At 49.5% G+C, this 23,494-nt stretch carries 20 protein-coding genes; 19 read left to right on the forward strand and 1 reads right to left on the reverse strand.

Going from position 1 to position 23,494, the window contains the following annotated elements:
• Positions 1-61 precede the first annotated feature (61 nt).
• From QUE75_RS09150 to QUE75_RS09205, 12 genes are read left to right on the forward strand one after another with little or no spacing between them, the layout of a single operon-like run.
• The gene (locus QUE75_RS09150; protein WP_152438014.1) at positions 62-706 is read left to right on the forward strand and encodes an XrtA/PEP-CTERM system exopolysaccharide export protein; all 645 of its coding nucleotides are present in this window, start codon (positions 62-64) and stop codon (positions 704-706) included.
• A 41-nt stretch (positions 707-747) separates the two neighbouring features.
• A complete protein-coding gene (locus QUE75_RS09155) occupies positions 748-2,265 on the forward strand; it encodes an XrtA system polysaccharide chain length determinant (protein WP_286255302.1) in 1,518 nt (505 codons plus the stop codon).
• Entirely contained in the window at positions 2,265-3,164 is a 900-nt protein-coding gene (locus QUE75_RS09160; protein WP_286255303.1) for a P-loop NTPase family protein, read from the forward strand. The genes QUE75_RS09155 and QUE75_RS09160 overlap by 1 nt, the downstream gene beginning before the upstream one ends.
• Entirely contained in the window at positions 3,157-4,446 is a 1,290-nt protein-coding gene (locus QUE75_RS09165) for an outer membrane beta-barrel protein (protein WP_286255304.1), read from the forward strand. The genes QUE75_RS09160 and QUE75_RS09165 overlap by 8 nt, the downstream gene beginning before the upstream one ends.
• Positions 4,447-4,457: 11 nt before the next feature.
• A complete protein-coding gene (locus QUE75_RS09170; protein WP_286255305.1) occupies positions 4,458-4,853 on the forward strand; it encodes a GtrA family protein in 396 nt (131 codons plus the stop codon).
• 13 nt (positions 4,854-4,866) lie between these two features.
• Entirely contained in the window at positions 4,867-5,850 is a 984-nt protein-coding gene (locus QUE75_RS09175) for a glycosyltransferase family 2 protein (protein WP_286255306.1), read from the forward strand.
• Positions 5,847-7,355 (forward strand): glycosyltransferase family 39 protein, encoded by a 1,509-nt coding sequence (locus QUE75_RS09180; protein ID WP_286255307.1) that lies wholly within the window; start codon positions 5,847-5,849, stop codon positions 7,353-7,355. The genes QUE75_RS09175 and QUE75_RS09180 overlap by 4 nt, the downstream gene beginning before the upstream one ends.
• Positions 7,352-8,254 (forward strand): XrtA system polysaccharide deacetylase, encoded by a 903-nt coding sequence (locus QUE75_RS09185; RefSeq protein WP_286255314.1) that lies wholly within the window; start codon positions 7,352-7,354, stop codon positions 8,252-8,254. Before QUE75_RS09180 ends, QUE75_RS09185 begins: the two co-directional genes overlap by 4 nt.
• Positions 8,251-9,408 (forward strand): glycosyltransferase family 2 protein, encoded by a 1,158-nt coding sequence (locus tag QUE75_RS09190; RefSeq protein WP_286255316.1) that lies wholly within the window; start codon positions 8,251-8,253, stop codon positions 9,406-9,408. The genes QUE75_RS09185 and QUE75_RS09190 overlap by 4 nt, the downstream gene beginning before the upstream one ends.
• Entirely contained in the window at positions 9,408-10,550 is a 1,143-nt protein-coding gene (locus QUE75_RS09195; protein WP_286255318.1) for an acyltransferase family protein, read from the forward strand. The genes QUE75_RS09190 and QUE75_RS09195 overlap by 1 nt, the downstream gene beginning before the upstream one ends.
• Complete coding sequence (locus tag QUE75_RS09200; protein ID WP_286255320.1) at positions 10,547-11,695, forward strand: glycosyltransferase; 1,149 nt, start codon at positions 10,547-10,549, stop codon at positions 11,693-11,695. The genes QUE75_RS09195 and QUE75_RS09200 overlap by 4 nt, the downstream gene beginning before the upstream one ends.
• Before the next feature lie 44 nt (positions 11,696-11,739).
• The gene (locus tag QUE75_RS09205) at positions 11,740-12,666 is read left to right on the forward strand and encodes a glycosyltransferase family protein (protein WP_286255322.1); all 927 of its coding nucleotides are present in this window, start codon (positions 11,740-11,742) and stop codon (positions 12,664-12,666) included.
• Here QUE75_RS09205 and QUE75_RS09210 read toward each other — a convergent pair.
• Entirely contained in the window at positions 12,659-13,807 is a 1,149-nt protein-coding gene (locus QUE75_RS09210; protein ID WP_286255325.1) for a hypothetical protein, read from the reverse strand. The two genes, QUE75_RS09205 and QUE75_RS09210, sit on opposite strands and share 8 nt — an antisense overlap.
• Positions 13,808-14,363: 556 nt before the next feature.
• Here QUE75_RS09210 and QUE75_RS09215 point away from each other — a divergent pair.
• The 7 genes from QUE75_RS09215 (at position 14,364) to asnB (ending at position 23,491) form a co-directional block, all read left to right on the forward strand.
• Positions 14,364-15,266 carry a glycosyltransferase gene (locus QUE75_RS09215; RefSeq protein ID WP_286255327.1) on the forward strand — a complete coding sequence of 301 codons (903 nt, stop codon included), beginning with the start codon at positions 14,364-14,366 and terminating at the stop codon, positions 15,264-15,266.
• A gap of 6 nt (positions 15,267-15,272) precedes the next feature.
• Positions 15,273-16,400 (forward strand): glycosyltransferase, encoded by a 1,128-nt coding sequence (locus QUE75_RS09220; protein ID WP_286255330.1) that lies wholly within the window; start codon positions 15,273-15,275, stop codon positions 16,398-16,400.
• Positions 16,401-16,406: 6 nt separating this feature from the next.
• Positions 16,407-17,447: a polysaccharide deacetylase family protein gene (locus QUE75_RS09225; protein WP_286255332.1), complete on the forward strand. Its 1,041-nt coding sequence runs from the start codon at positions 16,407-16,409 to the stop codon at positions 17,445-17,447.
• Positions 17,437-18,813: an O-antigen ligase family protein gene (locus QUE75_RS09230; protein WP_286255334.1), complete on the forward strand. Its 1,377-nt coding sequence runs from the start codon at positions 17,437-17,439 to the stop codon at positions 18,811-18,813. The genes QUE75_RS09225 and QUE75_RS09230 overlap by 11 nt, the downstream gene beginning before the upstream one ends.
• Before the next feature lie 101 nt (positions 18,814-18,914).
• On the forward strand, positions 18,915-20,045 hold the full coding sequence (locus tag QUE75_RS09235; protein ID WP_286255336.1) for a glycosyltransferase family 4 protein: 1,131 nt from the start codon (positions 18,915-18,917) through the stop codon (positions 20,043-20,045).
• On the forward strand, positions 20,042-21,556 hold the full coding sequence (locus QUE75_RS09240) for an oligosaccharide flippase family protein (protein ID WP_286255338.1): 1,515 nt from the start codon (positions 20,042-20,044) through the stop codon (positions 21,554-21,556). Before QUE75_RS09235 ends, QUE75_RS09240 begins: the two co-directional genes overlap by 4 nt.
• Before the next feature lie 3 nt (positions 21,557-21,559).
• Positions 21,560-23,491: an asparagine synthase (glutamine-hydrolyzing) gene (gene asnB, locus QUE75_RS09245; RefSeq protein WP_286255340.1), complete on the forward strand. Its 1,932-nt coding sequence runs from the start codon at positions 21,560-21,562 to the stop codon at positions 23,489-23,491.
• The last annotated feature ends 3 nt before the right edge of the window (positions 23,492-23,494 follow it).

Genomic DNA, 23,494 nt, shown 5'->3' on the forward strand with positions numbered 1-23,494 from the left:
CGGGAGTAAGCTGTTCCCGAAACATGGAATGCAGCACGGACCTCACAAGAGAGGGTATACGATGTCACGGAAGTATCTCACCCAAGGGCTGTTTGTGTCCTTCATGGCGGTAGCTTTGGCAACAGGTTGTGCAGGGCCGTCCGCATCTTCTCCTGACAAGATTCAGCGAGCACTCGCACTGGATACCCGCGACAGTGTGGACCAGTACATACTTGGTGCTACGGACGTTGTCCGGGTATCTGTGTGGCGCAACGAGGACCTGAGCATCTCGGTACCCGTACGCCCAGACGGCAAGATATCCGTACCGCTGGTTGGCGATGTTCAGGCCAGTGGCAGAACGCCTGAGGAGCTTGCCAGCTCAATCCGGGCATCTCTGGCTGAATATATACGTGAACCGCAGGTAAGCGTGGTGGTGACCTCCATGGGCAGCCATGAGTTCACTGACCGGGTGCGTGTGACCGGTGCTGTGCGCCAGCCTGTGTCTATTCCCCATCGCAGTGGTATGACGGTACTGGATATGTTTCTCAATGCTGGCGGCGCCAACGAGTTTGCTGCCCTCAACAGGTCCATGCTGTACCGCAAGGTGGGTAACGAGGTAGTTGCCATCCCTGTAAAGCTGGATGACATCCTGAGCAAGGGCCAGGTTGAAACCAATTATTCCATGCGCCCGGGCGACATCCTGACCATCCCGGAACGCAGTTTCTGACAGACGTTGTCTGAACCATTGGTCTCGAATCGAGTGTAGTTATGGCATTACCGTTATCGCAGTTACCGCAAGAGATTATTCGCGAAGTGCGCCAGCGCAAGGGCCTGGCGTTCTTGTTGTTTGTGGTTGTCAGTTTTGCGGTGCTGGGTGCCGGGTTTATATGGCCTTACAAGTACCAGGCAGACACCATTATCTTCGTGGATGACCGGAATATTATTGCGCCCTTGATGGAAGGGCGTGCGGTTACCACCAAGATTAATGATCGAACATCGGCGGCCCGAGAGCTTCTGATGAGCCGAACGTTGATTGAGCGGGTGGCCTCAGACCCGGAGATTTACCGTAACGCTCCCATGGACCCGGATGCTTTGGAAGGGCGCATCGCCAAAATCCGAAGTGGGCTATCGGTGCGCCCCCGGGGCGATAGCTACTTCAGTATTGGCTTTTCCTCGACTTCCCAGATGGAAGCCTTCCGTGTAGCCCAAAAGCTGGGCCAGGTGTTCATTGAAGAGACCAAAGACCGGAAACGGTCAGAAAGCCGCAATGCTTACGACTTCATCGACAAACAGGTGAAAAGCTACGAGAGGCAGCTGGCCCAGGCCGAAAATCGCCTGAAACGGTTCCTCTCTGAAAACACCGACGGCACGGAGCAGGAGGCAAACTCCAGAATGGCCCAGCTGCGCAACCAGCTGGAGTTGGCTCAGCTAGAGAAGGAAGAGCTGAGAACCCGTATTGCTTCTTTGCAGGGACAACTCAACAACATCCGGCCGACCATTCGCCAGGGCAGAACCGAGGATGCTTTCCGGGAGCGGATTCGGACACTGGAAGAGCGATTGGATGCCTTGAGGCTGCAATACCACGACACCTATCCGGACATCGTTATCACCCAGGAACAGCTGGCCGAACTCAAACGCCAACGGGATCTGGCTGCGGCACAGCAAGGCGGTACCACATCGCTCGATGGCGAAGAGGCTGTAAACCCGCTCTATCAGGAACTCAGCGCTGCACTCTCCAAAACCCGGGCCGACATGGCGACCATTGATACCCGTATCAACTCCTTACAGCGCCTTATGGAGCAGCAGACTCAGCGGATGGAGCGCATACAGGCCAATAAAGCTCAGTACTCGGAACTCACCCGAGACATGGAAGTAAACCGCGAAATCTATGACGACCTGCTCAAACGCAGGGAAAAAGCGCGGGTGTCCATGCATCTTGATATAGAAGGGCAGGGCCTGAATTACCGAATTAACGAAGCGGCACAGTTCCCCAGAACGCCTTCTGGCCCCCAGTTTTCCATGTTCGCCATGGCCGGGCTTTTCCTTGGGTTGGCAGCGCCTTTTGGGGCGGTTGCCGGATTGCTCCAGGTCGATCCCCGAATTCGTGCCCGTAAGCAGCTTGAAGACGGCATCGGGTTACCGGTGCTGATCGAAATACCGGAAGTGCGCACCCCCTTTGAGAAACGCCGGGACCGGCGGGTCACCATGATGGTCGGCATTTTTGTCGTGTTAACTGCAGCGGTGTATATCACCATCGTTGTGCTCGCCCAACTGGGAGTGATCTGATGCCAGAACAACGAAATGATCAGCCCGAACTGGATCCAACAGAGCAACGCTCTGGACAATCAGAGGAGCAAGGCGCTCCCAGTGCGGATGAGCAGTCTTTCTGGTTGAAGCGCAAAGAGCGTCTCAAGCAGGAGCTCGGACACTTTGACGAAGACGATTCCAGAATGCTGGTACCCAGCTCCCTTGAGCTGGGACCGGGCGCTGTAGACAAATACGTCATAAGCAAGCAGATTGTGCGGATGCAGGAGCCCAGGCGGCTGACACCTGATGACCTGGACGAACGCCGCATTATCTATCCTGAATCCCGCAACCGTACTCTCGTTAACCGGTTTCGGGACCTGCGGACCAAGCTTCTCGAGCTTTCTGGCGGCAACAATTTCACCCTGGTGGTGAGCGGAGCCTCCTCTGGGGCCGGATCTTCCTTCGTTGCGCTCAACCTGGCCGCAGCCTTTGCCTTTGACCAGGCGAAAACCGCGCTGATCATTGACTGCAACCTCCGGGAGCCGTCCCTGCACACCACTCTGGATGTTTTGCCGGAAACGGGCCTGACCGACTTCCTGGATGACCCAGACTATGACATCGCCAGAATCCTTTACCCAACGGGTATCCCGAGGCTGAGACTGATCCCGGCTGGCAGCCGCCGCGAAACGCCGTCGGAATTCTTTACATCGTTCCGAATGAAGCAGTTCCTGCAAGCCGTTCGCCGCCGCTACCCAGATCGCTTCATTGTTTTGGATACTGCGCCCATTTCTGAATCACCTGATGCAAGGATTCTGACCGAATTGTGCGACTACGCTATGTTGGTGGTTCCTCACGGCAAGATCACAGCAACCACCGCTGAGCATGCTGCCACGGCTTTCAACCCGGATAAATTTGTGGGAGCGGTGATCAATGGATAGCAAGCAGGGCGCAGGGATGCCCCACAGCAGAATACTGGCGATCGGGTTCTTGCTGGCATGTTCCGGAGTTGCAACCACCGCCCAAGGTAATTCAGAGGTCACCGGGGGCCTGGACACCCGCTTCACCGATAATGCCCGCAAAGCCAGTAGCGGTGAAACCAGTGATATGGAAACCAGGGCCTACATCAGAGCTGGCTATCGCACTGACCCCGGCCGTTGTAATGCAGACTTTACCGGCACCTTGGGCTATTCGTACTGGCAAGACAGCACCTTCGATAACGAAGCGTACGGCGAGATGGACTTCAACGGTGATTGCGAACTGGCTAACCGTTTCTACTGGGATGTCAGCAACAACCTGCGTGAAGTGAACCAGGACGCAACCCAGAGCAACACCCCAGACAACCGAACTCGCAAAAACGTATTCAGCACCGGCCCCCGTTACCTTTTGCGCGTGAACGATACCAACTGGCTGAACTTGTCGGCCCGATATGAAAACGTCGAGTTCAGTGAGCCAGAAGAATCGGACAGCGAACGCTACATCGGCTCTGTGGCGTGGAACCACATCGTAAGCCAGACACTGACTGCAGGTGTGAGCACCTCATACAGCCGTACCGAGTACGACACCGATGCAGAGGTTGATGTAAAGAGCGCCAGACTGACGTTTTCCAACGTATGGGCGACCACAAGATTGTCTGGTGCCATTGGGGTGAGCGAAATAGAAACCCGCTTTGGTTCAACCACCCAAAGCAGCGACGGCCTGATCGGCGAGCTGGACCTCACACGCACCATTACCCCAAGCCTGGATTGGTACCTGCGCGGTGCCCGGGAGCTAACCGACCGCACCTCCAGCTTTGACATCCGGTTTGGTGAGTTCGAGTTCAACCTGCGTGACAGCATCTCGGTTGAAACTACCACGCTCTCTACCGGTATTAACCAGCGCTATTCAGACCGGTCATCCCTGACTGTTGATTTGTATGCCAGCCAGGCGGATTATCTGGAATCACCGGAGCGTGAGGACAAGTCCGGGCTTAACGCGCGCTATTCAAGGCCTCTGACGGAATTGGCCAGTGGTTACGCCGGCATCGGCTATGACTACACCAAGTTCCAGAGCGACCAGGCAGATGACCGCACACTCAGGCTGGAAGCCGGTACCGAGTACCAGGCAACCCGGGACTTCAACCTGGTGGCGAAAGTCGGGCACGAAAGAAAAGTAAGTGATGTACCTACCCGGGAGTACGACGAGAACTGGGTGTTGGTTGGGGTGGAGTACCGGTTTAGGTAGGTGAATGGAAAATGCTGACGAATGCTGAAGGAATGGTGAATAAGCTCGCTGCCTATGGGTTGGCAGGCATCGTTGGCACATTGTTTCACTATCTGACCCTTTACACCTTTGTGGAATTTGCGGGTGTTGGCGTTCTTGTTGCAACCGGTATTGGGTTTTTGGTTGGCGCAGTAATCAACCACGAACTTAACCGGCGTTATGTGTTCAGGGGTGCAGGTGGGCGATACGCCGAGACCGCAGTCAGATTTTTTGCCATAGCGGTACTTGGTTTTTGTTTAAACATGCTGGCGATGTACCTTTTGCATTCGCTGATGCATGTCTATTACTTGTTGGCGCAACTGATAGCGACAGCCGGGGTGTTCCTGGTTACTTTCGTTTTAAACAAGTCTTGGACGTTCAGGGCATAGGATGGCGGGGCGAATGGATTCTTTGACGGTACTGGTGCCGGTCTATAACGAGGAAGCTGTAATCGATGAGTTCTATCGTCGTACGGTTGCTGTGTGCGAAAGCCTCGACAGAACGCAGTTCGAGATCCTTTTTGTAGATGATGGAAGCTCAGACGGGTCGTGCGACATTATTAGCGGTCTGATTGCGAAGGATCCACGGCTCTCATTGCTCCGACTCTCAAGGAACTTTGGAAAAGAAGCCGCGCTAACGGCTGGGCTTGATCATGTAGACGCGGATGCCATCGTTATCATCGATGCAGATCTCCAGGACCCCCCGGAACTTATCCCGGATATGCTCACTCTTTGGAAAAAAGGGTACGACACAGTATACGGGCAGAGAACCGAGCGGCACGGTGAGTCTTTCGTTAAAAAGTTAACTGCCAGTGCTTTTTACCGTTTGATGGCCCATGTTGGACGATTCTCGATTCCCCGCGATACAGGAGATTTTCGCCTGCTAAGCCGGCGTGCAGTGAATGCGCTGCGGTGCCTGCCGGAGTCCAACCGCTTTATGAAAGGGCTATTCTCCTGGATTGGCTACCCTCAAATCGCGCTCAAGTATTCCCGTGATCCCCGCCATGCGGGCGAAACCAAATTCAATTACTGGAAGCTGTGGAACTTTGCGCTTGATGGTATTACATCGTTCACCACAATCCCCCTGAAGCTGGCATCTTACATTGGGGTTTTTCTGGCCTTTGGCTCCTTCTTATACGGCGCCTACGTTATTGTAAAAACACTGATCTGGGGGGATCCCGTTCCCGGTTATCCGTCATTGATGACCGTAATTCTTTTCATTGGCGGTATCCAACTCATGTTCCTTGGTGTGCTGGGGGAATACCTCGGGCGAATGTTCGACGAGACCAAACGCCGCCCTCTTTATCTGATTCAGGAGCACGTGCGTGGTTCTGATTTCAGGGGCTCGGTTAGCGCGGCAGAGTATGCCAGGGAAGATGTCAAATGACCCTGCAGTTATCGTCTACAGAACGCAATCTATGGTTTGTTGCCCTGCTTGTATCTATTGGCTTATGTCTGTTTTACGGGCTTCGGTACAGTCTCAGTGAAGGGGTCTGGTTTGACGAGGCACTGACCACTTACTTTATTGGCTTGGGCTGGGCCGATCTGTTTCACTTCATTGCCCGGTATGAAGCCAACATGGCGTTATATTACATCGTGCTCAAATTCTGGAGCATGGCGGCAGGCTCCGAGATTGCCCTGCGGGTGTTTTCCCTGCTCTGTTATGCTGGCGCACTTTGGCTCATGTTCCTGCCGGTCAACAAGCACTTAGGGATACGAGCTGCGTTTACTTTTCTGATCTTAGCCCTCTGTCATTTCTATCTTGCTCGCTACAGCGTGGAAATCCGGGGTTATGCCCTTGCGCTGCTATTCATGGCCCTGATGTGGTTCTGCTGGACGCGCATTGTTCTCGACGGCGAACGTCATTACTGGCTTTGGTATGCATTGGCGGGCTTGTTTGCGGTGCATACCCATTTCTACATCGCACTTGGAATTTTTTGCCTTGGTTTGATGGCGTTGCCGGCGTTGAAGAGCCGAGGAGACTTCGGCAGGTGGCTTGGTGCTCATTTGGTTATTGGTGTGAGCTTTCTACCCATTCTTGCTTTCGTGGTGTTCAAGGAAAGCGGACAACTGGCCTGGCTGACTGCGCCTGACATCAAGTCTCTCATCTACCTCGGTTTCGATTATTCCGGAGCCGCCCCCGAAGCCAGTAAACCGGTGCGTTTTGGATTGCTGTTTGCAGTTGGCATCTTGGTAGTAATTGGCTTGCTGCGGCTGTTGTATTCCGAGGGTGGAATCAAGGTGCGAGGTAACAGGCTGCTTCAGCTCTGGATTAGTGCGCTTGTCATCGCTGTGGTGCCTGTTGGGATTGTATTCCTGGTTTCTCAGTTTGAGCCTGTATTCTCCACACGCTTTTTTACACCGTTCATGCCTTTTTATCTGATGCTGGCGGCGATCGGGGTGACGTTGGCGTTCCGCACCTGGGCCTTGGCACCCGTGGCGCTGGCCATGCTGCTCCTGGCGTTGTCTGCCCACGCCTACACCCATCGGGAACCTAACCGTTGGGCAGAGGCTTTTGGTTTTCTGGCTAATCACTGTGGCAATAATCAGGCTGTGCTTTACATGACCCCACGGGGGCAGGCTGCCATTAACTACTACGAGAAGCACGATCCCACCGGCTGTGATCTGGATCCATTGCCCTTTAAATTGGTTCCGGAAAACTATTTTAAGGGGCCGGATGAGTATCCAGATCAACTGGAGGGACTCAATCAATACCGGACGGTATGGCTAGTAATGACCCATCTCTCAAACCCTGAAAGAGACAAGCTGGATCGTTACCTGGAGCAAGTCGAGTCTACTGCAGGCCCATGTGAGCCCGTATTCACTAATGTTGCGGTAGAAATACACAGGTGCTCACAGGTCGGCATACGGGAGGTGACGAAGACGCCATGAACAAACAACCCTTTTCCAACGCTTTAACCATCGACGTGGAAGACTATTTCCAGGTAGCCGCCCTGGCAGAAGCCGTTGATCCTAATCGTTGGCACGCTATGGAATACCGGGTGGAAGCCAATGTAAACCGGCTCCTGACCTTGCTGGATGAAGCGCAGTGCAAGGCCACCTTTTTTACCCTGGGGTGGGTGGCTGATAAATCACCAAACTTGGTAAAAGCTATTCAGAGAGCCGGCCATGAAGTAGCGAGCCATGGTTACAGCCACCAGTTGATCTACAACCAAACGCCAGAGGTTTTTCGAGAAGAAACCCGTAGGTCTAAGCAGACCCTTGAAGATATCACCGGTGAAGCAATCACTGGTTATCGAGCGGCGAGCTATTCCATCACCAACCAGTCCCGCTGGGCACTGGATATTCTGGCGGAAGAAGGTTTTACCTGGGACTCCTCCATATTCCCGGTGCACCACGACCGATATGGCATGCCCGGAACACCCCGCTGGCCCCACAAGCTGACAACCGACAAAGGCTATGAGCTTGCTGAATTCCCCTTGAGTACCCTGAAGTTCCCCGGCTACACATTACCCATAGCGGGTGGCGGATACTTCCGACTGTTCCCATACTGGTTCAGTCGCTGGGGCCTGGGCAGCATCAATCGCCAGGGGCAGCCATTTGTGTTCTACCTGCACCCCTGGGAAATCGACCCGGGCCAGCCAAGGCTGGACGTTAAATGGTTCTCGCGCTTTCGCCATTACAACAACCTGGATGTGTGTGAACAGCGATTGACCAAGTTGCTGTCAGATTTCCGGTTTACCACCATGAGCCAGGTTTTGGAAAGCGAAGGGGTTCTTGAGCCCTCATCGAACACTCTAAGCTCCAGTTCTGTGGCAGGGATGGCATGATGGTCGCCGTTTTCTGGATATCTTTCCTGTTGTTGGCTTACATCTATTTCGGCTATCCCGTCTGTATCAAACTGCTGGCATCTGCACGACCCTTGCCCGTAAACAAGAGCGGCGCTTACCAGCCGAAAGTCTCGATTCTTATCGCCGCCTACAACGAGGCCAAAGACATTGAGGCTACGCTCAGGAACAAGCTGGCGTTGGACTATCCCAAGGAGCAATTGGAAATCCTGGTGGTTTCCGATGAGTCGGAGGACGGAACCGACGAGATTGTCCAGGTGGTTGCCGCTGATGCGCCTTTCCCGGTCAAACTGTTTCGTCAGGTACCCCGTCAGGGTAAAACCGTGGGGCTCAACATGCTCAAACAGCATGCGGAAGGGGAGATCCTGGCGTTCTCGGATGCAAACTCCGAATGGGATCAACAAGCCCTGAAAGCACTAGTGAGTAATTTCAACGACCCATCGGTGGGTTACGTAACCGGAAAAATGGTCTACGTGAACCCGGAGGGCGCCCTGATTGGCGACGGCTGCAGTGCTTACATGAAGTATGAGAACTGGCTTAGGGCACAGGAGACTCTGGTAGGCTCCGTGGTGGGCGTTGATGGTGGCATTGATGCGATGCGTAAAGAACTACATTCCGAGCTGAATGCCGATCAATTGCCGGACTTCGTTCAGCCACTCAAAGTGGTTGAGCAGGGGTACCGTGTTGTATATGAACCTGGAGCCTTGCTCAAGGAAGAAGCATTGAGTGACGGAGGGAGCGAGTTCAGCATGCGGGTGCGGGTAAGCCTGCGTGCGCTGTGGGCGCTGAAAGATATGAAACAGCTGATGAGCCCAGCCAACGATCCACTGTTTGCCTGGCAGCTTATCTCCCACAAGCTACTTCGCTACGCCGCCTTTGCACCCATGATAACCCTTGCGATTGCTGCACTTTACCTGGCGCCGGTGAAAGGGTTGTATGCGTTAGCCGCGATAGGGTACGGCCTGTTTCTCTATTTCGCGTGGGCGGGCTATCAAAAAGAGAGCCGGGGGCAATCGCTTTCTACCGTGTATGCCCTGCCTTACTACTTTGTATTGTTAAACCTTGCGTCCTTTAAGGCATTTGTCGCCTTCTCCAAGGGCGAGAAGAAGGTTGTCTGGAATCCAAGGAAAGGATGATGGCATTGCCCCACCTGGAAGCATTGCTGGAGGAGAAGAAACTCCCTGGGCTTGATGGATTTCGAATGGTTGCCGTCATGGCCGTGGTGTTCGCTCACTCCGGGGTAGGCACGCTTTTCTTTTCTGCACGTCATGGCGTCGCCGGCTTCTTTGTTCTGAGTGGGTTCCTGATCACTTGGCTACTGCTCAAAGAGCATGAAAAAGCAGGAACCATTTCATTCAGAAACTTCTACATGCGGAGATCTCTTCGCATCTTCCCGGCTTACTACGCCTTCTTACTGGTATCAATTTCATGGGACTTGTTCCGCGGTAATGACGACATCAAAGACGCCATAGTTCCCGGCTTGTTCTATTTTATGAACTACCACAACGCGCTAGAGGGGCATTCGTCGTCGTCCATTGGGCATGTGTGGTCTCTGGCAATTGAAGAGCAGTTCTACCTGATCTGGCCGATGCTTTTCGTTTTTCTGATGAGGTGTGGTCGGGAGTATGCGGTTGCTTTATTGATTATCGCCAGTTTGGTTGTACTGGCCTGGCGCTCCTATTCCTATACCTACCTCGATTACGGACCGTCGTACGCATACAACGCTTTCGATACCCGTTTTGATAATCTGGCGCTTGGGTGCTTATTGGCGTTTCTAGCTCAAAAGCCGCGTTGGCTAACCGTGTTCGATGGCATCAGCAGTCGGTTCTGGATGCCCTTTATACCACTGGGCCTGTTGTTTCTGTCGAAACAATACGGCAGCAGTGATTACGCCTACGGCCCCGCATTTACAATTGATGCATTGTTGCTAGCGATTCTGCTGCTGCAGCTGATAAGACTCAGCTCAGGCCGTTTTTGGGGGTGGTTGAATCATCCTGTGTCGATCTATCTCGGCGTCATATCCTATCCAATCTACCTTTGGCATGTCTGGGGACTCCAGGCGGGTGATAAATTGAACTTCCTCCCCGAGTGGTTACAGCTCCTAGCTGGGGTGATCATAAGCGGTATGCTCGCATCAGCGTCTTACCATTTTCTCGAAAAACGATTCCTGCGGTTAAAGCACCGCTATGTGGTAAAGGGGCCAAGGATTAGTAACTCATCTATGGCGGAGAATCCGCAAAGTATGGATGGCATGAAGGCTAGGGAGCGTTGGAGTTGAAGATACTTCATCTTATCGACAGCGGGGGGCTATATGGCGCAGAAAGAATGTTACTGGCACTTGTGAAAGAACAGCTAGATGCGGGGCTTGATCCGGTTATCCTAAGTGCTGGAGAGATTGGTATCGAAAACAAGCCGATTGAGCTTGAAGCGATGCGTCTAAACCTCCCATTGAAGGTCTGGCGAATGCATCCAGGTCTTAATCTGAAGGCAGCTAAAGAAATTAGATCATGGGCGGCTGAAATTGGTGTTGATTTATTTCATTCGCATGGTTTCAAATTCAATGTTCTGATGGGGCTATTCTGGCACAAACGAAATGTTCCTTTGATTTCAACTTTTCATGGCTATCTGCATGCACCAAGATTTTCAAAACTTTGGATTTACGAAAAGCTAGATAGATTCTCCGCACTTAGAATTGATTCCTTAGTGCTAGTGGGTGAAGCAATGAGGCATGAGTTGCCAAGTTTTGTGCTTTCTAATAAACATGTAATATCTATTCGAAACGGTTTAGATGTTGATCGAGTTAAGGAGATGGCCAAATCTGATTTGCCTCCTAAGATAAACGATTTCTTTAAATCACATGAACCATTGATCATTGGTGTAGGAAGGCTATCACCTGAAAAGGGTTTCGATAACCTTTTGAGGGCATTTAGAAAAATTAAAGATAATTTTACTAATGCTGGGCTTGTACTAGCAGGCGATGGGCCCGAAAGAGCACGATTAGAGAGTATGGCGCTAGAGCTCGGATTATCAGATGATGTGCTTTTTTTAGGCTACGTCGAAAATATACCAGCATTAATGGCTAGATCGTCAATCTTGGTAATGCCTTCGCTTAATGAAGGGCTTCCAATTACGTTGTTGGAGGCGCTTTTGCTAAGGATTCCAATTGTTGCATCTTCAGTTGGTGAAATCCCTGCTCTTCTTGAGGGAGGGGTAGGAGTACTTTTAAAAAAAGTTGGTGATCATCAAGAAATTTCAAATGCTGTATCTTCTATTCTAGGAAGGTTAAATACAATCAGTGTTTGCCTTGATTCTGGCTATGATAAAGTTGTAAGTGGATTTTCTGCAGGGATGATGTCGAAAAAATATACTGAACAATATGAAAGACTTTTGAAAACCTACTCGATTAATAAGGTCGATTTATGAAATCGCTATGGATTACATGGGAGGTGCAGCGTCGGAATCGCTCAATGTCTAGTGCGTTAAATGCATCGTATTTTGAGTTTGTAACTAGTAAAAAAGGCTTTTTTCGTTACGCTGAGCTGACCTTTAAGACTATAAAGCTATTATATGATGAAAAGGCTGACGTGGTTTTTGTCCAGAACCCTTCAATTGTCCTTGCGTTTGTTGTCGTTGCACTTAGGCGAACTTTTGGCTACCTGTCAGTAGTTGATGAGCATAATGCGGGGCTATTTCCTTTGGAGGGTAGAAGTATATTTCTTAAATATATCGCGAGATGGATTGTTGCAACCTCTGATATTGTTATTGTTACTAATAAGCCGTTGTCGGATGTTTGCCTTGAGTGGGGGGGGGATCCGATTATTGTGCCTGACCCTCTTCCTACTTTTGACTTAAAAAAACATAATAAAATAAAGGATGAAAAGTTTAGGCTGCTTTTTATTTGTAGTTGGGCAGAAGATGAGCCTTTTTATGAGCTTTTAGATGCAGCATCGATGTTAGACTCTGATAAATATGAAATAAGAATAACTGGGAAGCCGCCCATAGGTATTGAATATAAATGTCCAAGATCAGTCGCGTTGCTAGGATTTGTTTCAGATGAAGATTTTATATCAGAGCTTTTTGATTCTGATGCAGTAATTGTATTAACAAAACGGGATAATTGTTTAAATTGTGGGGCATATGAAGCGGTTTCTGCTGGGAAGCCTGGCATTCTCTCGAATACATTAACGCTTCGTGAGTATTTTTCTAAGGGTTTCTTATTTACTGATAATTCTCCTGAAGATATAAGAAGAAGTATTGAGGTTCTAAGTGCTGATTTTGATAGTCACTCAAAAAATATCGATAGTCTTAAAGGTTTGTTGGGGGAAGTTGAGGCAGCTGCTTTGGATAAACTAAAAGCAGCTGTCTACAGCAAGTATCAAAGCGATGTTAATTAACTAGCTCTAACTTTGGTGCGACAGGGCAGTCTTTACAGAGTCTGAGCGAATTAGAGCTTTGATTTTCTGAATTTATAACTCTGATATAAAGATTCTTTTGAGAGTTTTCCATGATGTACTTTGGTAACGAAATAGAGATTTTTTCTTGATCCCAGCTTCTGATAGGTAAATTAAGAATGTGTGAAGATTGTTCTAAGCTAGGTGCATCCGATATGACTACCCTTGCGTTAGCATTAGGGCCAATTGCCACGTATACATCATCTAATAACCTTTCAACATTTGCGTCTCCTTCATTCATCCAAGCGAAAAATTTAATCCGATCCCAATATGCGTAAGGAAGCCCCTCGGAACGTAGATCTTGAATTAGATTTCCAGATCTCTTGTTTACATGGTATGAGTTGTTATTGATGAATCCAAAGTAGCCTTCGGCGGGGCCGTACGGATCCTTTGGATCGAGCTTTGCGTGAAAGAATGTAGTGTTCCAATCTTGAAAAGCCCAATTCTTAGTTAGCTCAGGTTGCCAAAAAGTTGGTTCTAGTTTTGTTGTATTGCCAGCTATATTAAATCCATTTCCCGTCCAAGCTGGTATATATAGGTCGTTGCCTGAAGGCGTATTGAAGGATAATGAATAAGATAAGTTGTCTCCGCGGTCGCCAAGCATCATCCAAGCATCCTTGGTTGAAGATCTTGTCGAAAACGAAAAGTTCTCTCCACCATCTCCGGGGAACTCAGCAAGGTCCTTAACTGAATAACTAAAGAAAATTTCAGTAAAGGGGGATAGTCCATAGAGGCCTTTACTATCCTCAACCCCGAATACTAAAGCTGCATGGCCTTTTCCGCGAACAAAAAGGCTTTTATTTTTTCGTTGATCTAAGTATATAGCCGGGCTAGAGGACGCAACTGAATACCAGCTTCCTATTTTTGGTTGTAATTCGAGTCGTCCATCGATTATTGATGCGGTCTCAAAGTCATCGTAAAGGACGATATTTGGTCCTCTGCCGAATTCCGAGCCATACACAGTAATTTGAGCGTCAGCACCAAAACTAATATTAGAGATCACAGGCTCCGCTTGAACTGATGTCGAAGCCTTGATGATCAAGGTAAAAGCTAGGATTTTTTTATCAAGGTTTCGACTTTTCATAGCAAACTCCTATGGTAAAGCGTTTTGGATATTGTTGTTTGTGATTTGGTTATTAATTTATTTCTTTTAATTACTAATGGTGATAACTTTTTATACACTAAAAGTATTCAACTTGATGGAAGTATTACATTGTAATTGTAGTTCATTCTATTTCGACTGTAATATCTAATTTTGGTGACTTGGTCCCAGCTTTTTAGTCCATGCTGATCTTAGGAATTTTCATCGACCCAAGGCACGATAGAGATGACGAGGTGATGTTGCTCATGTCGGTCCAATTTGAGAATCGCTCCCATCTAGACGGGCAGGCTTATCATGAGTGTGTGCCAGTTTCGAAACTGAATGAATGGGTGGGTGAATAAGCAAGGTTGAAAACGTGCTGATCCTAGCTGCAGTGGCTCTTGTCGAGGCTTTTAGACCTGAGCGGTGAGTATTGGGTTTGCATCATTGGTTTACAAACTGATACTCCATGTATCAAAATGTTACGCCTGTCGGTGCTTGATTGTCTACAAGTTGCCTATCCATTTGCCCAAGTCGCTCGAATTATAGAGTATTCTCCATGGACCAGGATTCACTCCCCTTAGTTTCGGTTATCACCCCGTCATTCAACCGTGTTGACTTACTTCCTGCGACGTTAAATTCTGTGCTGTCTCAAGGTTACGAGCAGTTAGAGTATTTAATTGTCGACGACGGTTCCACCGATGGCACTTGGGAGTGGCTCAATTGCGTTGACGATCCGCGTGTGAAGGTTTTTTCGCATCCAGATAGGAAAAATCGCGGGCAGGCAGCGTCAATAAATTTAGGGTTGCGCTATGCCAGGGGGCGATATGTTGTAATCCTTGATAGTGATGACCTTCTTGCCGGGGGGGCGCTCGCTGCCCATGTTCAAGTGATGGAAAATACTCCTTCAGTCGGTATGGTTTATGGTCAAGGGTATGCTGTTGATGAGCGGGCGGCGAGGCTCTATAAACTTTTTCCCTCATCCCACCAAGAGGAAAGCGATCCGAATCGGCTCTTACTCGATTGTTATATTGTCTCACCGGGACTTTGCATGTTCCGTAAGAGCGTGATTTCAAAAATTGGACAACTTGAAGAGACCTTTAGGGCAGCTCAGGACCACGACTTTGTGCTGCGGGTTGCAGAGGTATCTCGGATTGCCTATTCCGGTGTTGAATGTTTTTACTACAGAAAGCACCGTGGAACTATCAGCGCAAATGGACAGCTAAGTCGCTGGAAAAATGGATTTAAAATCCTTGAACGGGCAGCGGTGCGTTATCCATACCAACGTTCTACGCTGCGAAGGCGTCGAGCCGTACTGTATTTTCGGTTAGGGCAGGTTTATCTTGAGAAAGGAATGTATTTAAAGGCAATTAGCTTTTTCCTGACTTGTTCGCTATTGGATCCGAGAAGGGCAATCGCTGTTGGCTTGAAAGGGGCTAATCGTGCTGAGGGAGCGTTTTGACTATTTATGAGTAGCCGTACGCGACCAATTCCTATTCTGTTTGTAATTGATTTTTTTCGTAATCCCCATGCTGGCACGGAAGGGCAGTTATGCCAATTAATCACCGGGCTTGATCGGCGAAGGTTTGAGCCAACTCTTTTAGTGTTCAAGCAATCCGAATATCTCGATTCGGTCGACTTCCCGTGTGCTGTGAAGGTGCTTGGGCATAGCAAGTTGCTATCTATCAAAACTTGGTTAAGTTTGTGGGTGATTGCTAAAGAATTCCGTTTGGAAGGAGGCCGGCTAGCTCATGTTTTCTTTAACGATCCATCGGTAATCTGCCCTCCAATTTTCCGAATGCTGGGTATCCGTACGATTATCTCCCGCCGTGACATGGGTTATTGGTACACACCAAAATACCTAGCGATGTTGAATCTTAGTGGGCGATTTGTTTCTTTGGCGATCGCCAACAGCCAGGCTGTGAGGAAGATTACTATCGAGCATGAGCCATTTGATCTAACAAGCACTCACGTGATTTATAACGGATATGAATTCGAGGATGAGCAGCCCGCGATACCTGCTGATCTAAAGGAATTGCGTGAGGAGTATCCAGATGCAGTATTTGCCGTAATTGTTGCTAACATCCGGCCTATAAAACGAGTGGAAGATGCAGTGCGTGCGCTGGGGGTGTTGTCAGGGGAAACACCGGCTTTGCATCTGGTCATTATCGGAGATGGAGGTCCAAAAGCACTCAAGGCAACAGCAAAAAAGTTGGGCATTGAGGAGCGGGTCCACTTTTTGGGAGCGAGGCGTGATGTAAAGGAGTGTCTTACCGGGCTTGATATCGGTTTGTTATGTTCCGAGTCCGAAGGTTTCTCTAATTCATTAGTAGAGTATATGCAGGCTGGCTTACCGGTTGTATGTAGTGCGGTGGGAGGGAATCCAGAAGCTATAACCCATGGAGAGACCGGGTTTCTGTATTCATGTGGTAATCTGAAAGAGTTGGCGGATTGCCTTATAAGACTGGTTACGGACAGTGAACTCCGAGTCCGTTTGGGGGGAACTGCGAAGACTAGCGCAATGCAACGCTTCAGTATGGAAACTATGGTACGGCAGCATCAGGAAGTTTATGACTCACTGCTGAACAAGGAGTAAGGCGGTATGGGGTTGTTCTCTAGAATCATTCGAACGTTTGGGCCCGTGGGTGGCTACGAGGTTGCCCGACAGATTTGCCGCAGTCAGCCCCGTATCCTTATGTATCATAGGTTTTCCTCCGCTCCTGCGGACGGTAAGTGTAGCTCGAAACATTTTGAGGACCAGGTAAAACACATCAAGCGAAACTACAACCCGTTTTCCCTCATTGGTTTAATGGAATATCAGCGAGAACATGGTCGATTTCCACCTCATGCTGTGGTTATTACTGTTGATGATGGTTATCGGGATTTTTACCAATACGCTTTCCCGATCCTGAAAAAATACGATGTTCCCGCCACGCTGTTTGCCACCACAGGTTTCATAGAACGCGAACATTGGCTATGGCCCGATAAGATTACCTGGTTACTGAATGAGGTTTCAGAAATTCCTGAAACGATACAAATTGATCTAATCGAGTTGCCTTCTGGACCGGTGAGTGCTGAAAACCGGCCGGTTTATTGGAAGCGATTAAATGATCATGCTCTCTCCCTCCCTGATCAAGAAAAACAGCAGTTTATTGGAGAGTTAACGCTTCGCCTCAATACAGCTTTTCCGCTGTCGATTCCAGGCGCTTACGAGCCGCTGAATTGGGAGGAACTAAGGGAGTTGCAAGACAGTGGTATCGAAATTGGCGGTCACACCGTTACTCATCCTTCCCTTGGGCGCGTCGACGAAGAGCAGGCCAAGGAGGAGATATTCGGATGTATGGAATCGCTCACTAAGAACTTAGGGGAGCGCCCAAGAACCTTTTGCTACCCAAATGGTCAGCCATCTGATTTTAAGCCCTTTTTACCTGGTATCGTCGAACGCGCAGGTTTCTATGGTGCGGTTACAGCGTTTCCCGATGCACGTGGTGTTGCCGAGCCTTATCTAATGCGACGCCATGCCAGTGGTGATGATATGTTTCAGTTTTTCAAGTCTGTTTCTGGTGCTGAATTAATTGGTTTACAACTCCGGAGTGAAGTTCGGTTAGGTATGGGTGCTGTGGTGGCTAGTTATGGCCGGTAAAGGGGTAGATGCTCAGTGTCAGGCCAAAGCCTCTGATCAAGTAGTCAGCTCGTTTACCTTTGTCTTTTTTCTATATTTTACTCTGGACTTTTTCCTTCGCTTTTCGGTTCGGATACCAGGATATTCAAGTCTGCGTCCTACGTTGGTGGCTGTGGCGATTCTCTTGCTGCTACTATTCGTGCAGCGTGAAAAATTGGCCGAGAAGTTTCGGCATCCTGTTTTCAAACCCGTGTTTGCCTTGCTCGCCTACATAGTAATTAGTCTGCCTCTTGTGGAGTGGCCGGGTAGCGTAATCCGAAATAACCTGGATCCTTTTGTTAAAGCTATTGTCTTTTTGTTCTTTACTGCATTAATTGTAGATACTCGTAGACGGCTGGTATGGTTTGTTGGTGTCTTCGTGTTTTGCCAGCTCGTGCGGGTACTCGAGCCCCTATATTTGAATTTGACTCAGGGATATTGGGGCAGCTCGACGTACCTGAGTACGGCAGAGTTTGCTAATCGGCTCTCAGGTGCCCCCGCCGACGTAATTAATCCTAACGAGCTTGGGTTCGTTATCGTCACGGTAATTCCGTTTTTACACTATCTCCTATGGACTGGCAGGTGGAAGCTCAAAGCTGTTTATCTGATTTTGATGCCGTTATTGTTATACGCCCTAATTTTAACCATGTCGCGCGGTGCTTTCCTGGCCTTGATGGTCGTCAGCTTTTTTATTTTCAAGGAGTCGCGACATAAGGCGGCTCTCGCTGGAGTGGCTGTGATGGTGATTGTGGCTGCTTTTTCTGTTATGACGCCTGTTCAAAAAGAACGCTACCTATCGATCATTGACCGCGATGTTGAAGGCGGAGCATCGGCCGAGGGCCGAATTCAGGGGATGATTCAGGAGTTCCAGCTTGGGCTGACCCGACCTGTTGTGGGGCATGGACTTGGTACGACGGGGGAGACTAAGGCAAACAAATTAGGACGGCGCCAAGCCAGTCATAATTTATATGCTGAACTGTTGATCGAGATAGGAGCTATCGGGTTTGTAATCTTTATTAACTTTTTAGTGCGTACTTTCAGACAACTGAAACGGCTTCAAAGAGAATTTGGCCGAAGTGATCGCGTAGAAATCTCGTTCTATGAAAATCTGAATAAGGTACTTATCTGTCTGTTTTGGATGTACGCAGTCTACAGCATTAACTATTGGGGGCTGTCTCAATACTACTGGTACCTTTTCGGTGGTCTAAGTATCGCGTTGGGCCGTCTGGCGATGTCAGAAAAATCTGACTCAACGCCTGCTGAGGGAACTGCCATTATAGAATATAAAGAAAGTGGGCGTTTCAACCTTGCGGAAAAACTTCGTGACGGTCGGCATCATTTCGGTTGATTTGAAACGCGAGATGAAGGGCCACATCATGAAATTATCGAAGTTTATCGTGAGAACATACCGCACTGGAACTGAAGTTTGTCTTTTAAAAGGATTTACCCATGAGAGTTGTAGTTTTTGCCAGACACCCAAGTGGTGGTATCAGGACGTATTTTTCCTATGTTTATGGCGATAAAGCTCAAAGTGATAACACCTTCAGTTTGGTAACGCCAGAGTCTGAATCACTTCAGGCTCTTGTTGAGCCTCTATCAAATGTTGAAATTGCCGATCAGTCTACTGAAAGCCTAGCTATGTTATTGATAGCATTATTAAAGCAGGTGATGAAAGCCAGGCCGGGACTAGTACACTCCCATGGTTTTACCGCCGGATTGGTTGCGGCCTTGCCCCTTTGGTTGTTCCGTATACCTCATGTCATAACTACTCATGATGTATTTATGCATGAGCATTTCCACGGACGGTTTGGAATATTAAAGAAACGAATAATGGCCAGGTTGTTCTCCTTGGCGGATATGATAAATCCAGTTGGTGAGGACGCGGCTTCGAACTTTATAGACACGTTTCCTGATTTGGGTTCCCGGGGACGCGTAAAGGGGATTCGGAATGGGATTAAAGCTGAGTCTTTTCTCGTGGATAGTGTCAGAGATCTCCGCAACGAAGCGGGCATTCCCTCTGATGCTCTTGTGCTCGGATTTTTTGGGCGGTTCATGGCTCAAAAGGGATTTGGCCTATTGGTTGATGCCGTTGAGAGATTGAATCAAGAGGGCATTGGGAAACCGGTTCACGTGTGCTGCTTCGGTTGGGGTGGATTTATCAGAGAGGAGCAGGCAGATATTCGCTCCCGAGGCATGGAATCATTCTTTCATTTTTTTCCCGCGACAGATTTGATGGCCGAGGCCATACGGGGCGTGGATGTGGTCGTCATGCCGTCCAGGTGGGAAGCATGCCCCCTTCTACCGATGGAAGTAATGGTCTCTGGTCGACCTCTAATTGCATCTAACTGTATTGGAATGAAGGAAGTGGTTGCCGATTCTCCGGCAATTATATTCGATGCTGGATCGTTAGACGGACTTCTCGAAAAAATCCGTTTGTTTGGAGCAAATCAGAACGCTTTCCAGCTTGACTCGGATAGGTTCAGGCAAGAAGCGGCTTTGAGATTCGATGTCAGCCAAACCTCAAGTAAGTTGATGCGCCTCTTTAATGATGTTTTGACAAAGCCGGAGTCCAGTCGGTGATTCGTACTTTATTGGTCAATACCGGCTCAAATGTCCTGGTGATGATCGTGAAACTGATCATCACCTTCATTATGACCCCCGTCTTTGTTCACAACCTGGGGAAGTATGACTACGGTTTGTGGGAGATGATTGGCGCTGTGATCGGCTACATGGGGATATTGGACCTAGGCCTGAGGCCTGCCATCAGTCGGTATGCCGCGAAACACCACGCGGAGCAGGATTCACAGGCACTTCAGTCTGTGTACATGTCCGCATTTGCGTTCATGATGATGGTCGGGCTGCTTCTTTTCGCATTCTTCTTTTGCTGGGGAGTCTGGTTTTCAGGAGCAATCGCCCCGGAAGGTGAGACCTACCAGAAATACACGCTGTTTCTAATCATCATTGGCGCCCACCTGTTAATCTCATTTCCAGGGTATGTTGCAGAGAGCTATCTGGAAGGTTTCCAGAAGTATTATCTCAAAAATAATATTACGATTATCAATTCGATAGTAGGCTCCACGCTTCTTTACTTGTTCATTACCCCTGAAAATGGTTTGGTGTTGTTAGCCGGCATCAACGCCATTGGAATTTCCATAAAATATCTGCTCTTTATGTGGTTAATTTCTCGCCCGGCATTCGGTGCGATCAGGGTCCGTTGGCGATCGTTCTCCTGGCTGCGGCTAAAAGAGCTGATTGTTTTCGGCTTCAAATCTTTCATTCAGGGTATTGCCACCCGTGTTGAAAACGCCACGGATGTTTTGGTGATCGGCTTGATTATGGGGCCCGCCGTGGTGCCTTTCTACAGTATCCCGGCGAATCTGACTCAATACATCCGAAATCTTGGGTGGACATTAACTCACGCCTTCATGCCGTTATTCAGTGGCTTGAGCGCAAAGGCTGAGAACGACACGATTCGGCAGGTTTTTGTGGTTTCGTCCCGTTACGTTGTCAGTATTCTTTTGGCCATGGCTACTGGGGCTCTGTTGTTAGGCGTGCCTTTTATTTCGATTTGGCTGGGCCCCGAGTTTGGCGAGAAAGCGCAATGGCTTATCGTGTTTCTAGTGTTATTTACGGTGCTGCCCTTCATTAACCCATTCGCCAGTCGTTACCTAACGGCGATTAACAAGCATGGAATTTTTGCCAGGCTTACGCCCATCTCAGCAATTATAAATATTGGGCTTAGCCTTGTTCTGGTGCACCCTTTTGGTCTGGAAGGTGTGGCTTTTGCCTCAGTGGTACCCGGGCTGATCTTTGTGCCTTTATATCTTCGTTATACCTGCAAGCACCTAGAATTACCTGTCAGAAAATACCTTCGCGTATCCGTGTTGCCGGCGTTTGCCCCGGCAGGGTTAATGGCGCTGGTTCTATTGGGTATGGATGAGTATCTGGTATACGATTCCTACGTTGATATTGTCGCTGGCGCACTGCTGAGTAGTATCGCGTGGCTTGTGGCGTTTTGGTTACTGGTGTTAAACAGGGAAGAACGAACGTATCTGGGTGTCCGGATTGCTCGTATCGCGGGAAGGAAATAAGGAATGTGTGGTTTTGCCGGATTTGTTAGTACAAAGCCTTTTTCTGACGATGAACATGTTCTAGAGCAGATGGGGCGTGCTATCGAGCATAGAGGACCTGATGGTGCGGGAATATGGCTTGACCACAGTTTGTCCGTCGGCCTGAGTCACCGTCGCCTGTCGATTATTGATCTTTCGAAGTTTGGCGCCCAGCCGATGGCGTCGGAGTCCGGCCGTTTTGTTATTGCATTCAATGGTGAAATATATAACTTTCGCCTGCTGCGCAAAGAGCTGGAAGCCAAAGGTGCGATATTTCGAGGGCATTCCGATACTGAAGTTATGCTTGCAGCATTCGAGGCCTGGGGGGTCGAACCGGCCCTCCAGCGACTTTCAGGGATGTTCGCCTTTGCGTTAGTAGACAAGCGGTTCCGTAAGCTTTATCTGGCAAGGGACCGAATGGGGGAAAAGCCCCTGTACTATGGCTGGCAGGGTGAAAGCCTGATTTTTGGTTCAGAGCTTCGGGCATTACGCCAACATCCCGATTGGCAGGGGGCAATTGATACATCCGTCCTGCCTGCGCTCCTGCGCCACAATGTGATTCCTGCCCCCCGCACCATATACCAGGGTATATGCAAGCTACCGCCAGCGTCTTATGTGTGCCTCGAGCTCGATCATCCTCAGTCCGGTCAGCTACTGGAGACCAAACGTTATTGGAAGCTGGAAACCTGCTTTGAGGAGCGGTCCGGGTTCACGTTAGAAAGTGCTGCCGATGAGCTCGAAAGGCTACTGAAGCAGTCAATCAGTGACCAGATGGTATCTGACGTACCGCTCGGTGCTTTTTTGTCCGGTGGCATCGATTCATCTACCGTGGTTGGCATCATGCAGAGCATGGCCAGTCAGCCAGTACGTACCTTCAGCATTGGTTTTCGTGAAGAAGGCTTTAATGAGGCAGAACATGCAGGGGCAGTCGCGAAGCATCTTGGTACGGACCATACCGAGCTTTATGTGACTGAGCAGGAAGCCAGAGACTTGGTTCCGAACATCCCTGTAATTTACGATGAACCCTTTGCGGACTCCTCGCAGATTCCCACATTTCTGGTTAGTCAGATGACGCGTAAGCACGTCACGGTCGCTCTATCCGGCGATGGCGGCGACGAGTTGTTTTGCGGCTATACGCGTTACCCTGGCATGCTGAATGCCTGGAATAGCCGTTCATCGGCTGTTAGTCGTCTTAAGCGTGTTGCTGCCAGTTTACCATCGGGGCTGTCTGCCCGGCTGGTTCGCGCTCTGGTGCATTCCCAGAGACATCGAAGCGTAGAGGCAATTCAGTATCAGCTGTGCAGAATTCGATCGATTGCCGAAGCCTCCGATCTTTCTGAATTTTACCGCCGGTCGGTATCCCTTTGGCCAGATCCTGCCATCGCGCTGAAGGCGGCAGGCGAGTACGGTTATGGATTGAACAGTACTCTTGCTGAAGGTATCCCGGAAAACACGCTCAAAACCCTGATGTGGCGAGATCTTAACTGGTATCTGCCAGATGACATCCTGACCAAAGTGGATCGTGCGGCTATGGCATGCAGCCTGGAAACCCGTATTCCAATGTTGGCTCCGGAAATCGTGTCGTTCGCACTGGGGCTACCCGATTCCCTCAATCTTCAGGGCGGTGTTGGCAAGCAGGTACTCAGGTCTGTGCTATACCGTTATGTACCGCGGAACCTTATTGACCGTCCCAAGCAGGGATTCGCTGTACCGGTCGCGGCTTGGTTAAGAGGCGCACTCCGGGAGTGGGCGGAGGAGCTACTGGCCGAGCATCGGCTCGCTCAGCAAGCATACTGGCATACGGGAATGGTGCGCTGGATGTGGAAGGAGCATCTTTCTGGCCGGGAAGATTATAGTTTTGAGCTTTGGGGCATTTTGATGTTCCAGGCTTGGCTTAACGAGTACCAAAGGGGATGAGGG

This window comes from Marinobacter shengliensis, assembly GCF_030297115.1.
In the GTDB taxonomy this organism is placed as follows: domain Bacteria; phylum Pseudomonadota; class Gammaproteobacteria; order Pseudomonadales; family Oleiphilaceae; genus Marinobacter; species Marinobacter shengliensis.

What these genes read in the sequence shown, in the direction of transcription:
- QUE75_RS09150 (WP_152438014.1), top strand. Translation starts at nt 62, where the DNA reads ATGTCACGGAAGTATCTCACCCAAGGGCTGTTTGTGTCCTTCATGGCG.
- QUE75_RS09155 (WP_286255302.1), top strand. Translation starts at nt 748, where the DNA reads ATGGCATTACCGTTATCGCAGTTACCGCAAGAGATTATTCGCGAAGTG.
- QUE75_RS09160 (WP_286255303.1), top strand. Translation starts at nt 2,265, where the DNA reads ATGCCAGAACAACGAAATGATCAGCCCGAACTGGATCCAACAGAGCAA.
- QUE75_RS09165 (WP_286255304.1), top strand. Translation starts at nt 3,157, where the DNA reads ATGGATAGCAAGCAGGGCGCAGGGATGCCCCACAGCAGAATACTGGCG.
- QUE75_RS09170 (WP_286255305.1), top strand. Translation starts at nt 4,458, where the DNA reads ATGCTGACGAATGCTGAAGGAATGGTGAATAAGCTCGCTGCCTATGGG.
- QUE75_RS09175 (WP_286255306.1), top strand. Translation starts at nt 4,867, where the DNA reads ATGGATTCTTTGACGGTACTGGTGCCGGTCTATAACGAGGAAGCTGTA.
- QUE75_RS09180 (WP_286255307.1), top strand. Translation starts at nt 5,847, where the DNA reads ATGACCCTGCAGTTATCGTCTACAGAACGCAATCTATGGTTTGTTGCC.
- QUE75_RS09185 (WP_286255314.1), top strand. Translation starts at nt 7,352, where the DNA reads ATGAACAAACAACCCTTTTCCAACGCTTTAACCATCGACGTGGAAGAC.
- QUE75_RS09190 (WP_286255316.1), top strand. Translation starts at nt 8,251, where the DNA reads ATGATGGTCGCCGTTTTCTGGATATCTTTCCTGTTGTTGGCTTACATC.
- QUE75_RS09195 (WP_286255318.1), top strand. Translation starts at nt 9,408, where the DNA reads ATGGCATTGCCCCACCTGGAAGCATTGCTGGAGGAGAAGAAACTCCCT.
- QUE75_RS09205 (WP_286255322.1), top strand. Translation starts at nt 11,740, where the DNA reads ATGTCTAGTGCGTTAAATGCATCGTATTTTGAGTTTGTAACTAGTAAA.
- QUE75_RS09210 (WP_286255325.1), bottom strand. Translation starts at nt 13,807, where the DNA reads ATGAAAAGTCGAAACCTTGATAAAAAAATCCTAGCTTTTACCTTGATC.
- QUE75_RS09215 (WP_286255327.1), top strand. Translation starts at nt 14,364, where the DNA reads ATGGACCAGGATTCACTCCCCTTAGTTTCGGTTATCACCCCGTCATTC.
- QUE75_RS09220 (WP_286255330.1), top strand. Translation starts at nt 15,273, where the DNA reads ATGAGTAGCCGTACGCGACCAATTCCTATTCTGTTTGTAATTGATTTT.
- QUE75_RS09225 (WP_286255332.1), top strand. Translation starts at nt 16,407, where the DNA reads ATGGGGTTGTTCTCTAGAATCATTCGAACGTTTGGGCCCGTGGGTGGC.
- QUE75_RS09230 (WP_286255334.1), top strand. Translation starts at nt 17,437, where the DNA reads ATGGCCGGTAAAGGGGTAGATGCTCAGTGTCAGGCCAAAGCCTCTGAT.
- QUE75_RS09235 (WP_286255336.1), top strand. Translation starts at nt 18,915, where the DNA reads ATGAGAGTTGTAGTTTTTGCCAGACACCCAAGTGGTGGTATCAGGACG.
- asnB (WP_286255340.1), top strand. Translation starts at nt 21,560, where the DNA reads ATGTGTGGTTTTGCCGGATTTGTTAGTACAAAGCCTTTTTCTGACGAT.